The organism is Micromonospora sp. LOL_025 (assembly GCF_048060285.1).
Classification (GTDB): Bacteria; Actinomycetota; Actinomycetes; order Mycobacteriales; family Micromonosporaceae; genus Micromonospora.
Genome location: NZ_JBHMIR010000010.1, coordinates 13454 through 26831, shown reverse-complemented (window position 1 = coordinate 26831; position 13378 = coordinate 13454). Strand labels below are relative to the sequence as shown.

At 73.4% G+C, this 13378-nt stretch carries 11 protein-coding genes and 1 pseudogene; 8 read left to right on the top strand and 4 right to left on the bottom strand.

Annotation, left to right across the window (positions count from 1 at the left end; genetic code table 11):
* Nucleotides 1-14 precede the first annotated feature (14 nt).
* Nucleotides 15-911, bottom strand: a complete 897-nt coding sequence (locus tag ACFHW0_RS15380; protein ID WP_416608191.1) for a GNAT family N-acetyltransferase — start codon at nt 909-911, stop codon at nt 15-17.
* 164 nt (nt 912-1075) lie between these two features.
* On the bottom strand, nt 1076-2440 hold the full coding sequence (locus tag ACFHW0_RS15375) for an endo-1,4-beta-xylanase (RefSeq protein WP_416608189.1): 1365 nt from the start codon (nt 2438-2440) through the stop codon (nt 1076-1078).
* A gap of 443 nt (nt 2441-2883) precedes the next feature.
* On the opposite strand from ACFHW0_RS15375, the pseudogene ACFHW0_RS15370 reads away from it, so the two are divergent.
* Nucleotides 2884-3237, top strand: a pseudogene (locus tag ACFHW0_RS15370) (sensory rhodopsin transducer); the annotation flags it as partial.
* 34 nt (nt 3238-3271) lie between these two features.
* Nucleotides 3272-4399, top strand: coding sequence for an FUSC family protein (locus ACFHW0_RS15365; protein ID WP_416608187.1), 1128 nt, complete (start codon nt 3272-3274; stop codon nt 4397-4399).
* An 11-nt stretch (nt 4400-4410) separates the two neighbouring features.
* Here the strand turns inward: ACFHW0_RS15365 and ACFHW0_RS15360 are convergent, their stop codons facing one another.
* On the bottom strand, nt 4411-5526 hold the full coding sequence (locus ACFHW0_RS15360; RefSeq protein WP_416608442.1) for a DUF4185 domain-containing protein: 1116 nt from the start codon (nt 5524-5526) through the stop codon (nt 4411-4413).
* Between the two features lie 275 nt (nt 5527-5801).
* Here ACFHW0_RS15360 and ACFHW0_RS15355 point away from each other — a divergent pair, with 275 nt between their 5' ends.
* The 3 genes from ACFHW0_RS15355 (at nt 5802) to ACFHW0_RS15345 (ending at nt 9521) form a co-directional block, all read left to right on the top strand.
* Nucleotides 5802-7748 (top strand): SpoIIE family protein phosphatase, encoded by a 1947-nt coding sequence (locus tag ACFHW0_RS15355; RefSeq protein WP_416608185.1) that lies wholly within the window; start codon nt 5802-5804, stop codon nt 7746-7748.
* Between the two features lie 124 nt (nt 7749-7872).
* Nucleotides 7873-8223, top strand: coding sequence for a YciI family protein (locus ACFHW0_RS15350; protein ID WP_416608183.1), 351 nt, complete (start codon nt 7873-7875; stop codon nt 8221-8223).
* A gap of 5 nt (nt 8224-8228) precedes the next feature.
* Nucleotides 8229-9521: an RNA polymerase sigma factor gene (locus ACFHW0_RS15345; RefSeq protein WP_416608181.1), complete on the top strand. Its 1293-nt coding sequence runs from the start codon at nt 8229-8231 to the stop codon at nt 9519-9521.
* Nucleotides 9522-9633: 112 nt separating this feature from the next.
* Here ACFHW0_RS15345 and ACFHW0_RS15340 read toward each other — a convergent pair whose 3' ends face one another.
* Entirely contained in the window at nt 9634-10533 is a 900-nt protein-coding gene (locus ACFHW0_RS15340) for a MaoC/PaaZ C-terminal domain-containing protein (protein ID WP_416608179.1), read from the bottom strand.
* Nucleotides 10534-10703: 170 nt separating this feature from the next.
* Between ACFHW0_RS15340 and ACFHW0_RS15335 the strand changes: the two genes are divergently transcribed.
* The 3 genes from ACFHW0_RS15335 to ACFHW0_RS15325 are packed head-to-tail and all read left to right on the top strand — an operon-like array spanning nt 10704 to nt 13374.
* Complete coding sequence (locus ACFHW0_RS15335; RefSeq protein WP_416608440.1) at nt 10704-11660, top strand: ABC transporter substrate-binding protein; 957 nt, start codon at nt 10704-10706, stop codon at nt 11658-11660.
* Nucleotides 11657-12550, top strand: a complete 894-nt coding sequence (locus ACFHW0_RS15330; protein ID WP_416608177.1) for an ABC transporter ATP-binding protein — start codon at nt 11657-11659, stop codon at nt 12548-12550. Before ACFHW0_RS15335 ends, ACFHW0_RS15330 begins: the two co-directional genes overlap by 4 nt.
* The gene (locus tag ACFHW0_RS15325; RefSeq protein ID WP_416608175.1) at nt 12547-13374 is read left to right on the top strand and encodes an ABC transporter permease; all 828 of its coding nucleotides are present in this window, start codon (nt 12547-12549) and stop codon (nt 13372-13374) included. The genes ACFHW0_RS15330 and ACFHW0_RS15325 overlap by 4 nt, the downstream gene beginning before the upstream one ends.
* Nucleotides 13375-13378 lie beyond the last annotated feature (4 nt).

Genomic DNA, 13378 nt, shown 5'->3' with positions numbered 1-13378 from the left:
GACCGGCCGCGCCGTCACGGCGTCAGGCGCTTCTCGAACCAGTGGTGGGCGTACGGCTCGGCGTTGTACGCCTCGACCTCGCGGTAGCCGGCCGCCTGGTACATCGCGATCGCCTCGGTGAGGTTGCGGTTGGTGTCCAGCCGGACGGCGGTCCAGCCCCGCTCGGCGGCGTGGCGTTCGAGTTCGCTCAGCATCCGCCGCCCGATCCCGAGCCCGCGTACGGAGTCCGCCACCCAGACCCGCTTGATCTCGGCGGGCGCGTCGCGGTGGAGTTTCACCGCGCCGCAGCCGACCGGCTCGGCGTTGAGGGTGGCGAGCAGGAACGCGCCGGCCGGGGGGACGAGTTCCTCGTCGTGGACCGGGTTGCTCCGGGCCGGGTCGAACCCGTCGTCGAAGCGCCGCGCCACCTCCCGGGCGTAGGCCCGTACGCAGGCACGCGCCCGCGGGTCGCCCGGCGGGCAGGGCTCGATCAGCACCATCGACGCGACGAGCAGCCGCTCCACCTCGGCCATCGCCGCGACGAGCCGCTCGCGGCGCCGCCCGGTCAGCGGCGCGAGGATCGACCGGGCGAACTCGTCGGAGCGCTCGTCGAGCTCGGTCCACTCGGCGCGGCCGGCGTCGGTGAGGGTGGCGACCCGGACCCGCCCGTCCCCGCCCACCTGGTCGGACGGCCCGACGGTGACGAGCCCGTCGCCCTCCAGGGCGCGCAGGAGGCGGCTGAGGTGTCCCGAGTCCAGCCCGAGCCGGGACCGCAGCGCCGCGACCTCGGCGCCGCCGGGGCCGATCTCCCACAGCAGGCGGGCCTGGGCGAGAGGGCGGGCGCGCGCCATGTACTCGTCGTCGAGCGCCCCCACCCGTTGGGTCACCGTCCGGTTGAACCGCCGCACGGCGGCGACGAACTCCGCTTCCATGAAGCCTGACTTTAGTCAGCGATATATGGTCCGCGCCAGCGCCGCCCCGGCGGTGGGTGCGGTGGCGTCCGCGTACCGCCGGCGTTCCTGCCCGGGGCCGCCGACCCGGCGGCCCCGGGGCGGCGCGGTGGGCGCCGTCCCGGGGCCGTCCGGTCACCCGACGCTCAGGAGGCGGTGCAGGAGCGCACCAGCGGGCGCGTCCAGGTGCCGTTGGCCATCGTGGTGAACCCGAAGACGTTGCCGCTGCCGTTGGACCGCATGGTCATGACGTTTCCGCTGCCGTCCCAGCTCGGGGTGCCGTTCCAGGTGGCGGAGACCTTCTGCGGGGGCGTCACCTCGACGACCACTGTCCAGTTGGTGGCGCCGCTGACCGTCACGTCGCTGTTGAACCGGTCGCCCCACCGGGTGCCGTCGCGCAGGGTGGCGGTGCAGCTTCCGCCCGGCGGCGGGGTGGTCGGGCCGGTCGTCGGCGGCGGCGTGGTCGGCGGGGGAGTGCCGTTGTTGAGGGCCGCGAGGACGGCATCGTACGCGGGCTTGCGGTTGCCGTTGTTGTCGAACAGCAGCGGTGTGTCGGAGGCCCGCCAGGAGTCGCTGTCCCGGATGCCCCAGACCGTGATGCCGGTGCACCGGGGGACCGCGAGGCAGTCGTTGACCACGTTGCGGTACGTGGTGGGCGAGGCCCCCGCGATGTCCAACTCGGTGATCTGCACGTCGACGCCGAGCGCCGCGAAGCTGGACAGCGTGGTGCGGTAGTTGCCCGGGTAGGGCGAGCCGCTGTTGAAGTGCGACTGGAGGCCCACGCAGTCGATCGGCACGCCGCGCTGCTTGAAGTCGCGGACCATCGCGTAGACGGCCTGGGTCTTGGCGTGGCTCCAGTCGTCGGTGTTGTAGTCGTTGTAGCAGAGCTTCGCGCCGGGATCGGCGGCCCGGGCGGCCCGGAACGCCGCCTCGATCCAGTCGTTGCCGGTGCGCTGGAGGTTCGAGTCGCGCCGGGCGCCGCTGCCGCCGTCGGCGAACGCCTCGTTGACCACGTCCCAGGCCACCACCTGACCACGGAAGTGGGTGGCCACCTGCGTGACGTGGTTGAGCATCGCCTGACGCAGCGCGCTGCCGCTCATGTTCTGCATCCAGCCGGGCTGCTGCGAGTGCCAGGCCAGGGTGTGGCCCCGCACGCTCATGCCCCGGCTGCGGGCGTGGCTGACGATCCGGTCGGCGTTGGCGAAGGTGAACTGCCCCTGCTGTGGCTCGGTGGCGTCGATCTTCATCTCGTTCTCGGGCGTCACCGAGTTGAACTCGCGGTTGAGGATCGTGACGTAGGTGTTGTCGCTGAGCTTGTTGGCGGCGACGGCGGCGCCGAAGTAGCGGCCGCGCTCCGCCGCCGACGCGCCCAGGGTGGTCCCGGCGTTCGCCGCGCCGGGCAGGACCGTGGCGCCGGTCGCCGCGAGCAGTCCCACGGCGGCGACGACAAGGGCCGCGCGTGTGCGCGAGCGCGATCTCGGCCGGGTGTCCCGGTGGCACCTCTCGATCATTTCCTGCTCCTTCCGGGGGCCGTTCCGCACCGTCGGGGGCGGACCGGTGTGGTGGGGGTGTGCCGGACCGGGGCCGCTCGGCGGGCTGCGCCGGAGAGCCTGCGAACCCACTGTCATCGACCCTGGTGGATGTGGAGTATGGCAGCGAGACGCGTTGGCGAGCAAGAATTTCCGGAAAACTAACGATAGCTAAGGGCGGCCCCGATCGGACGCTCCCGCACCCTGCTCCAGGTCAGCGGCGCGGACAGAAGCGGGACGGACGCTCGCACTGATATCTGTACGATCAGTGCGAGCGTCCGTCGAGCGGATTTTTCGGGGAGCTTCCGTAACGCGTCAGGGTAATTGCCGGGGCGGCCTGGCGCCCGCGGGTCAGGCGTCGCGCCGGGCCAGGCCGCTCATCTTCACCGCGGTGAACACCGCCGCGGCCACCCGTCGGCGCGCGGACATGGGTCGTCCCGGGCGGGCACGTGCCGTTCCCCGGTCACGGCCCCGAACCGGAGTTCACCAGCTTCGACCAGCTGTGCGTGCTCAACGCCACCGACCAGGACACCGAGATCAGCCTGGACGTCTACTACGAGGACGCCGAGCCCGTCGGGCCGTACCGGATCCTGGTCGGGGCACGCCGGATCCGGCACGTGCGGGTCAACGACCTGATCGACCCGGAGGCGGTCCGCCTCGACCGTCCCTACGGGTGCCTGCTGCGCTCGCCGGTGCCGGTGGTGGTGCAGTTCCTGCGCCAGGACACCCGGCTGCCCGGCGTGGTCGCGCTGACCGGCGTGATGGCCCATCCCGGCTGACGTTCGGCGCGGGGTGAACCGGGTATTCCCGCCCATGCGGCTCGCGGGGGACGGACAGGCGGCGGAGTCGGGCTCCCGGCTGCGCCGGACCGGCCGGGAGACCTACCGGCGGTTGCAGACGTACCTCATCGTCGCGGTGCAGGCCGGCCTGGCCGCGGCCCTGTCGTGGGTGGTGGCCAGGCAGATGCTGGGCAACCAGGACCCGACCTTCGCCCCGGCCGCCGCCGTCGGTGTGATCGCCGCCGCCCTCGGCAACCGGGCCCGGCGCACCGTCGAGCTGATCGCCGGGGTGGTGCTCGGCATCGCCGTGGGCGACGTGCTGATCGGCCTGCTGGGCACCGGGCCGTGGCAGACCGGCGTCATCGTCTTCCTGGCGATCGCCGCGGCCGTCCTGGTCCGCGGCGGCGGCGCCCTGATGACCCAGGCCGGCGGTACGGGCGTGCTGGTCGCCACCCTCACGCCGACCAACCCCGACCTGGAACTGCCCCGGACCGTCAACGCGCTGGTCGGGGGACTGGTGGGCCTGCTGGTCGTGCTCGTCGTCGCCCCGATCAACCCGCTACGGACCGTGCGGCGGGTCGCCGACCCCGCCCTGGACGTCTTCGCCCGCGAGATGACCGCGTCGGCGGAGGCGCTGGCCCGCGGCGACGCCCGCGCGGCCGAGGAGGTGCTCGACCGGATGCGCGCCGCCGAGCCGGAACTCGACCGGCTCAGCGAGGCCGTCGACGCCGCCGACGAGGTGGCCCGGTACTCGCCGCTGCGCTGGCGCCGCCGCCGGGCGCTGCGGGCCTACCGGCACGGCGTGGAGCACATGGAACGGGCCTTCCGCAACAGCCGTACGCTGGTCCGCCGCATCGGCACCGCCCTGCGCGACCACGAGCCGGTGCCGCCCGGCCTGCCCGCCGCCGTCGAGCGCTTCGGCGAGGCGGTCCGGATGCTGCACCGCGAGTTCCTGGCCGGGCGGGAGCCCGCCGGGGCGCGGGAACGGGTCCTGGCGGCGGTGTGCGACGCCGGCGAGGCGTGCCGTCAGGACATGGGATTCTCCGGCACCATCGTCGTGTCCCAGCTGCGGACCATCGCCAACGACCTGCTGCGCGCCACGGGCGTGCCCCGCGACGAGGCGCGCCGGATGGTGCGCCGGGCCGCCGCCGGATACCCGTGACGGCAGCGGGATCACGCCGAGCCGACGAACTGGCTGACGTGGTAGGCGGTGCTGCGGTTGTCGGGTGTCCTGGTCCACTTCGACACCATCAGGTGCAAATCGTTGGCCCGCCGGCTGGACCACGGGTGGATGAAGCCGCCGTAGAGGCCCGGCTCCTGCCAGGAGGTGACCTGGATCCGCTCGGCCGTCCAGACCCGGTCCGGCCCGTCCGCCGTGCGCGTGACGATGCACCCGGTGGCGCAGTTGAGGTACGACATCACCCACGTGCCGTCGGCCAGCCGTCGCACCGAGGGTTCGCCGAAACGGCCGGTCAGGATCGGCGTGCACGGGCGGCCCCAGCCCCAGTCGCTGCCGTTCCAGCCCCAGCCCTCGTACGACTCCGGGAAGAACAGCCGGTCCCAGCGGACCCGCCGCAGCATAATCGGCCCGTGCTGGCGGCCGGCGCGCACCGAGAAGACGTACACCCAGTCGCCGTCGCGCTGCATCGTCCACATCTGGAACGGATCGGTGTTGGTGCCGTTGTTCCACCACTTCAGCGGCGTACGGACGAAGTCGTTGCCGTTGTCGCTGTAGGCGAGCCCGGCGTAGCGCGACCGCCAGTGCGGCCCGGCCGGGCCGGCGGAGTTCCAGTTCTCGATGCTCATGTACGACACGAGTTGGCGGCCGGTCTCGGGAAAGGCGATGCCGTCGTTGGGGATGACGGTCACCTCCCAGAGGCCGTCAATGCCGATGCCGTGGTGGCCGTTGTGCATCAGCTCCGGGGCCCGGCCGTTGCCCGCGACGCGGGCGGCGCTGTCGAAGACGATCCCGCCGGCGGCGCCGGGGTGCACGGCGGAGCGCAGCATCACCGGCGAGCGCCAGTCGTTGGGCACCGGCGGACCCTCGGGCCACGGCGTGTCGAACGTGTCGCCGAACAGGTAGCCGATCGAGCCGTTCTCCAGCACGTACGGTATGCCGAGGTCCGTGCCCGCGACCCGCCACCGGTGGTTGGTGTCCAGGTCGGCGCCGGTCAGGCGCTTCTTCCAGGCGGCGGCCCGGGCCGTGCCGGGGGCGAGGACCGGCGCGACGGCTGTGGCCACTCCGGCGGCGGCAACCGTGCCGAGCAGCGAACGGCGTGTGATCATGATGACCGTCCTTGTCGCGAGGGGTCCCGGAAGGCCCCGGACGTGGGGACCGGACCGTAGGCCGGCCACATCGAGTTAAGAATGTCGATGTAGGGCTGGAACCTACGGTCAACCGGCCGGCGAGGTCAAGGAGCCCGGACCCGTCGACCACGAAGCCGCACGTGGCGGATTGGACGGGCGGGCGCGGGCATGACAGGGTGCTGCTGGTGCGCACGGGTGAGAGGTAAGCGTCTGTGGCCGATCCGCAAACCGCGTGGTCTTCCGGTGATCCGCAGGCGGTGCTCGACGGTTTCGAGCAGCTGCCCGGATTCGTGTGGATCTTCGAGGGGCCCGAGCTGCGGGTGGTGGCCGCCAACCCGGCCGTGCGCGCCGCCGTCGGCAACCGCAGCGGCCTGATCGGTGAGCCCTTCCGGCAGGCGGTGCCGGAACTCGCGGGCCAGCACATCTTCGAGCTGCTCGACCAGGCCCTGCACGGTGTCCGCTCGCACGGCTACGAGCAGCGCGTCCTGACCGACCGCAACGGCGACGGCAGGCTGACGGAGGCCTTCTACACGTTCGACATGTCCCCCTGGCGCAACCCCGACGGCTCGGTACGCGGGGTGATCGTGCAGGCCGTCGACGCCACCGGTGTGGTGGCGGCCCGGCGGGCCGCCGAGACCGCCGCCGCCACCGCCGAACGCCGCTACCGCCAGGCCGCCGGCCTCGTCCTGGAACTGCAACGCAGCCTCCTGCCCGACCTGCTGCCCGTCCTGCCGCGCGTCCAGGTCGCCGCCCACTACCTCGTCGCGAGCAGCGACCTCGTCGCCGGCGGGGACTGGTTCGACGCGGTTCCCCTGCCGGACGGCCGGCTCGCGCTGACCGTCGGCGACGTCGTCGGGCACGGCGCCGCGGCCGCGGCGGCCATGGGGCAACTCCGTACGGTCGCCCGGCAGGCGTTGCAGTCGGGCGGTGGCCTACCGCAGGTGCTGGCCGTGCTGGACGACTTCGCGGCCCGCGCCGACGTGACCCGGGCGGCCACCACCTGCCTCGCGGTACTCGACCCGGACGCGGGGACGCTCGAAGCGGCCAGCCACGGACACCCCGCGCCGCTGGTGATCGGCGCCACCGGCGAGGCCCGGTACCTGCCGCTGACGCCCACGGGACCACTGGGCGCCGGAGCCGGCCCCGCCCCGGTGCACGCCCACCAGCTACGGGCCGACGACGTACTGCTGCTCTACACCGACGGCCTGATCGAACGCCCCCGGCAGAGCCTGCGCGACGGCGCCCGCATCCTGGCCGACGCCGCGGGGGCCGCCCGGCGGGCGATACTCGACGCGGCCACGACGGTCCCGCAGCGGCTGCCCGACCGGATCTGCACCCTGGTCACGGAACGTCTCGCCCTCGCCGGCGGCGGCTTCGGCGACGACACCACGCTGCTCGCCGCCCACCTCCTGCCGCAGCCCCTCGCGCCGCTGCACGTGACCCTGCCCGCCGACACGACGGCACTGCGCCCGATGCGCCGGCACCTGAACGACTGGCTCGTCCGGATCGGGGCCGGCGAACTCGACGCGAGCGACCTCGTGCACGCCGCGGGGGAGGCCGTCACCAACGCCGTCGACCACGCCTATCCGAGCGGTACGCCGGGGACGTTCACGCTGCGCGGCACGCTGGACCACCAGGGCGTCGTGCACGTCACCTGCGCCGACCAGGGGCGGTGGCGCCCACCGGTCGCCGACCCGGGCGGCCGCGGCCGTGGATTGACGATGATCCGCGGGCTCGTCGACCGCGTGGAGGTCCGGCACACCGAGGCCGGCACCACCGTCAGCATGCACCACCACATCGGCCAGGCCACCAACGTCACCACCGTGGCCGCCGCCCAGGCGGCCGGCCCCCACAAGCAGGCCGCCGTCGTCGAGGAGTTCACGGCCGCCGTCATCGAGACACCCACGGGCCGGGTGCTGCGGGTGCAGGGGCCGGTTGACCTGGTCACCGGCCCCCGGCTGCGCGCCGCGATCATGCAGGCCAGCCGCGGCGGCAGCCTGCCGCTGACCATCGACCTCACCCCGGTCACCCACCTGAGCAGCACCGGCGTGCGGATCCTGCACGAGGTCGACCGGATCGTCGCGCACCTGCGCGTCACCGCCACCCCGCAGAGCCCCGCCCACGCCGTACTGGAACTGACCGGGCTGCGTCACCTCCTGCCGGAGGCCGCCGCGAACGGAAGCGACGACGGGTTCCACCGGTAGCCCGGACCCCGGCGCGGAAGAATCTTCGAGCGGGGTGTCCAATCGGCCGTCTCCCGTCCGTAGTGATGTCGTACGGCGTCGCCCGGCACTCAGAGGGCGGCGCGACACGGAGGGGAGTCGGATCATGAAGTACATGTTGCTCATCAACGCCGGTGCGGTCGGCGAGGACGGCGGGGCCGCCGGCTGCGACGTCGGCGACTGGATGGCGTACGACAAGCAGGTGCGCGAGGCGGGGATCCTGGTCTCCGGCGAGTCGCTGGCGGACCTGGTCACCGCCACCACCGTGCGGGTCGGCCAGGATGGCAGGCGGACCGTCACGGACGGGCCGTTCGCCGAGACCCGCGAGATCCTCGGCGGCTTCTACGTGATCGACGTGCCGGACCTCGACGTCGCGCTCGACTGGGCGGCGCGCTGCCCCGGCGCACGCGCGGGCGGCTCCGTCGTGGTCCGGCCGGTCGCCGAGTTCGGGGGCTGAGCGCGGTGGGCGGAGCGCCCGCCGACACCGGGGGGACGGGCGAGGCGCCGGCGGCGGTCGTGGAGGCGGTGTTCCGTGAGGAACGCGGCCGGCTGCTGGCGGCCCTCGTCCGCCGCTTCGGCGACCTCGACCTGGCCGAGGAGGTCACCTCCGAGGCCGTCGAGGCGGCGCTGACGCGGTGGCCGGTCGACGGCGTTCCGCCCAAACCCGGCGCCTGGCTGATGACCACGGCGCGCCGCCGGGCGGTCGACCGGCTGCGTCGGGACCAGACCCTCGCCGCGCGGCTGGCCATCCTCCAGGCGGAGGCGGACCGGGCGGAGCCCACCCCCGCCCCGGCGCCGGGCGGTGAGCTGCCGGACGAGCGGCTCCAGCTCTTCTTCACCTGCGCGCACCCGGCGCTCGCGGCCGAGGACCACGGGGCGCTGACCCTGCGCTACCTGGCGGGCCTGACCACGCCCGAGGTGGCCCGCGCCTTCCTGGTGCCGACGGCGACGATGGCCAAGCGGATCACCCGGGCGAAGAAGAAGATCCACGAGGCCCGGATCCCGTTCCGCGTGCCCGGCGCGCAGGAGCTGCCGCAGCGGCTGCCGGGAGTCCTCCAGGCGGTGTATTCGATCTTCACGGAGGGCTACGCCGCCAGCGGGGGCCCGCACCTGCAACGGCTCGACCTCGCCGAGGAGGCCATCCGGCTGGCCCGGATCCTGCGCCGGCTGCTGCCCGCCGGACGGGAGGTCGCCGGGCTGCTCGCGCTCATGCTGCTGATCCACGCCCGCCGCGACGCCCGCACCGGCCCGGACGACGAGCTGCTGCTGCTCGGCGAGCAGGACCGTGGCCGCTGGGACCGCCCCATGATCGCCGAGGGCCTCGACCTGGTGTCCGTGGCGCTGACCGGCGGCCCGCCCGGCCCGTACGGCGTGCAGGCCGCGATCGCCGCCCTGCACGTCGAGGCGGCGGACCTCGCCACCACCGACTGGCCGCAGATCGTCGCGCTCTACGACGTGCTGCTCGCCCTCGCGCCGTCCCCGGTCGTCGCGCTGAACCGGGCCGCGGCGGTGGCGATGCGCGACGGCCCGGAGGCGGGCCTGGCGCTGCTGGACGAGCTGGCCGACGAGCCGCTGCTGCGGGGCCACCACCCCTACCCGGCTGCCCGGGCCGACCTGCTGCACCGCCTCGGCCGGCACGCCGACGCCGCCGCGGCGTACCGGGAGGCGCTCGGCCTGGCCGGCACCGAACCCGAGCGGGCCCTGCTGCGCCGCCGGCTGGACGCGGTCGAGCGGCCCCCCGCGTCGGGGACGTGACGGCACCCCGCCGCGGCGTTGTCGGCCCGCCGGGTGTCGAGCCCACCGCCGACGGGGTGCCCGCGCAGGGGCCGGCGACCCGCGTGCCGTCGGGTCGGCACGGCAGGGGCACTCACCGGGCGGCGACCGCCAGCACGCCCCGGTCCAGGACGACCCCTCCGGTTCCGTCGGTGGCGCGGAAGACCACGCCGTACGGGCGCCGCCAGGCGTGCACCGTCAGGGTGTCGCCGGGGTGCAGCGGGGCGTTGAAGCGGGCGCGGACGTGCCGCACGCGCGTCGGGTCGTCACCGACGAGGGGCAGCAGGAGCCGGCCGGCGAAGCCGAAGGTGCACAGGCCGTGCAGGATCGGGCGGGGCAGCCCGGCCCGACCGGCGACGGCCGGGTCGGAGTGCAGCGGGTTGCGGTCCCCGCTGAGTCGGTAGAGCAGCGCCTGGTCCGGGCGGATCGTGGTGACGATCCGGTGCTCGGGCGGGCCGGCCGGCGGGTGCCAGAGGGCGGGCCGGGCGCGCCGCCCACCGAATCCGCCGGCGCCGATGACGAACATCGCCCGGCGTACGGTGCCCAGGGCCGTGCCCGCCGGGTCGTGGAGCCGGGAGACCTGTTCGACCAGGGCGCCGCCGCCCTGGTCGTGCAGCGCGGTCACGGCGGCGGTGGTGTGCACCTGCCCGGCCGGTGGCAGGGGGTGGAACAGGGTCAGCGCCTCCTCCGCGTGCCGGATCGCGGTGAGCTCGCCCAGGGGCGGCGGGTCGGCGGCGAGCACGCTGGCGAAGGTCGGCAGCACCCGCTGCGGGTGACCGGTGGAGTTCTCGGTGGTGAGGTGGAGGTCCGCCGCCGGGTCGCGTTGTCCCGCGCCGACCCCGAGGGCGTAGAGGATCGTCTCGGTCGGGGTCCACGCCCGGCGTAGCGAGGTGCGCAGTCCGACGAGACTACCGAACGTAGTCGGCGCGGTTCCCCGTCGGGGCGACGGCCGGCCCGGTCGGTCGGCATGCGCCCCTTTGTCCAGCGTGTTCATCGGACTCCCGGTTTGTTCGACTCGTCGACTGGCGATGATCGACGGCTACTGTCTGTTGCAGGAAGGTGAGGCCGAATCTCTTGACTGCGCACGCCGTCCGGCAGTAGCGTCCCATATTAAGCAACGGTAACCATAATATGAGCCGCTAGGTATCTGGGGTAGCCATGAGAATGCGAGCATTGCGCGCTGCGGTAGCAGCCCTGCTGGTGACCGCCGCCGTTGCGGCATGCGCGGAGAACCAGAGCCCGACCGAGTCCGGTGGCGGCGAGGCGGCCCCCTCGGTGGCGGTCAACTTCGGCGTCGGCGTCGACCCGGCGTACTCCCCGATCTACCTCGCCGACCAGGAGAAGCTGTTCCAGGCCAACGGCCTGAACGTCACCGTCACCCAGTTCCAGGAGGGCACCGGTGGCCTCGACGCGATCCTGGCCAAGCAGGGCCAGTTCACGGCCAGCACCGAGTCGAGCCTGCTGAACCGGGCCACCCGGGGCGACATCAAGGGCCTGGCCGTCTTCTCGCAGTCGCCCAGCTTCATCAAGCTCGTGGCACGCTCCGGCATCGCCGACGTGGCGGGCATCAAGAAGTACGGCGTCGTCCCCGGCACGGTCAACGAGTACGCCACCAACAAGGTCCTCGCGGCGCGCGGGATCAGCCGGGAGTCCGTCGAGTTCGTCAACGCCTCTCCCGCCGAGATGCCGGCCCTGCTGCAACGCGGCGACGTGGACGGCTACATCATGTGGGAACCGTGGCCGTCGCGCGGCGTCGCCAACGGCGGCAAGGTGCTGCTGACCAGCGGCGACATCGGCTACGTCTACAACCTGGTGATCGGCGTCGACGGCGCCTGGTACGAGGCCAACAAGGAGACCGCCAAGAAGGTCGTGCAGACCATCGGCCAGGCGTGCGAGCAGCTCACCACGGACCCGGCCAAGGCGGGCACGGTCACCGAGAAGGCCATCAAGGTGCCGGCGAAGGAGGCCCAGACGCTGCTGGAGGGCGTCCAGTGCCAGGTCCGCGACTTCACCGACGACGACCTCAAGCGCTACGGCGAGATCGCCCAGTTCCAGCAGGACAGCAAGATCGTCGCGCAGAAGGCGGACCCGGCGACCGTCATGGTCAAGGGGGTGGCGTGACAGTCAACGGCACCGCCCCCGCCACGACCTCCGCCGGCCGACCCGCCAGCCGCGCCGGCTCCCCGATCCGCATCAGCGACGTCGACATCCGCTTCGGCGAGTTCGTCGCCGTCCGCGGCGCGAGCCTCGACATCGCCGCCGGCGAGCTGGTCTGCCTGCTCGGTCCGAGCGGCTGCGGCAAGTCCACGCTGCTCAACGCGGTCGCCGGGTTCGTCCGCCCGGCGGCCGGCGAGGTGACCTGCGGCGGCGAGCCGGTGACCGGGCCGGACGTGTCGCGGGGCGTGGTCTTCCAGAGCGCCGAGGCGCTGTTCCCCTGGCTGACCGTACGCCAGAACGTCGCCTTCGGGCCGCAGATGCGCGGCGTGCCGAAGGCCCAGCGCGACGCGGTCGTCGAGCGGTACCTGGCGATGGTCGGCCTCGCGCACAGCGCCGAGCGGTTCCCCGAGCAGCTCTCCGGCGGCATGCGCCAGCGGGCCCAGCTGGCCCGGGTCCTGGCCAACGACCCCTCGGTCGTGCTGATGGACGAGCCGTTCGGCGCGCTGGACGCCCAGACCCGACTCGTGATGCAGGTCGAACTCGACCGGATCTGGCGCGAGACCGGCGCCACGATCGTCTTCGTCACCCACGACATCGGCGAGGCGATCCTGCTCGGCGACCGGATCGTCACGATGACCGCGGGACCGTCGGCGGCCATCAAGAAGGACTACCGCTGCGACCTGCCCCGGCCCCGCGACCTGACCGACCCGGCCTGCGCGGCGCTCTTCCGGGAGCTGCGCGAGGACATCGGCGCCGAGGTGGCCCGGACGCTGCGCGCCCAGGGACTCGACGACGGCCACGACGGCCGGCCCGGCGCCGACCACGCGAACGACGACCGGACGGAGGGGCGATGACCGTCGAGGCACCCACCGTCCCCGACCGCACCAGGGCGTCGGCGACGGCCGCCCCCCGCCGCAACCGCTGGCCCCGGCTGACCCGGATCGGGCTGTCGGTCCTGTCGGTGCTGCTCGGCGTGCTGATCTGGGACCTGGTCAGCCGCAACTACACGGCCTTCTTCCTGCCCTCGCCGCGGCTCACCCTCGACGGCGCGGTCGAACTGATCCGCGACGGCACCCTGTGGGACTCGGTCAGCGCGTCCTCGACCCGCATCCTCACCGGCTGGCTGCTCGGCGTGCTCGTCGGCGTACCGATGGGTCTGCTGATGGGCTGCATCCCCTGGCTGCGGCTGATGCTCGACCCCTACATCCAGTTCTTCCGCTTCGTGCCACCGATCGCCTTCGTCACCCTGGCCATCATCTGGCTCGGGCCGGGGGAGGCGTCGAAGGTGGCGCTGATCTTCTACACCACCGTCTTCATCGTCGCCCTCAACACGCTGGCCGGGGTGCTGTCGGTCAACGAGATCCGGATGCGGGCGGCCCGCGCGCTCGGCGCCGGTCCCGTACGCAGCCTCGTCTCGGTCGTGCTGCCGTCGACCGTGCCGCACGTGGTCACCGGGGCCCGGCTGGCGATGGGCAACTCGTTCCTGACGATCGTCTCCGCCGAGATCGTCGCCGCCCAGAGCGGCCTGGGATCGCTGATCTGGACGGCGCGCAACTACGCCAAGACGGAGTGGGTCTTCGTGGGCATCATCGCCCTGGGCCTGCTCGGCTACCTCTTCGACTGGATCCTGCGTCTGGTCACGGGACGGACCCTGCGCCGCTACGGCGTCACGTTCTAGCGGC

Coding starts and splice junctions, on each gene's coding strand:
- ACFHW0_RS15380 (WP_416608191.1), bottom strand. CDS start 911: ATGGAAGCGGAGTTCGTCGCCGCCGTGCGGCGGTTCAACCGGACGGTG.
- ACFHW0_RS15375 (WP_416608189.1), bottom strand. CDS start 2,440: ATGATCGAGAGGTGCCACCGGGACACCCGGCCGAGATCGCGCTCGCGC.
- ACFHW0_RS15365 (WP_416608187.1), top strand. CDS start 3,272: ATGCGGCTCGCGGGGGACGGACAGGCGGCGGAGTCGGGCTCCCGGCTG.
- ACFHW0_RS15350 (WP_416608183.1), top strand. CDS start 7,873: ATGAAGTACATGTTGCTCATCAACGCCGGTGCGGTCGGCGAGGACGGC.
- ACFHW0_RS15340 (WP_416608179.1), bottom strand. CDS start 10,533: ATGAACACGCTGGACAAAGGGGCGCATGCCGACCGACCGGGCCGGCCG.
- ACFHW0_RS15335 (WP_416608440.1), top strand. CDS start 10,704: ATGCGAGCATTGCGCGCTGCGGTAGCAGCCCTGCTGGTGACCGCCGCC.
- ACFHW0_RS15325 (WP_416608175.1), top strand. CDS start 12,547: ATGACCGTCGAGGCACCCACCGTCCCCGACCGCACCAGGGCGTCGGCG.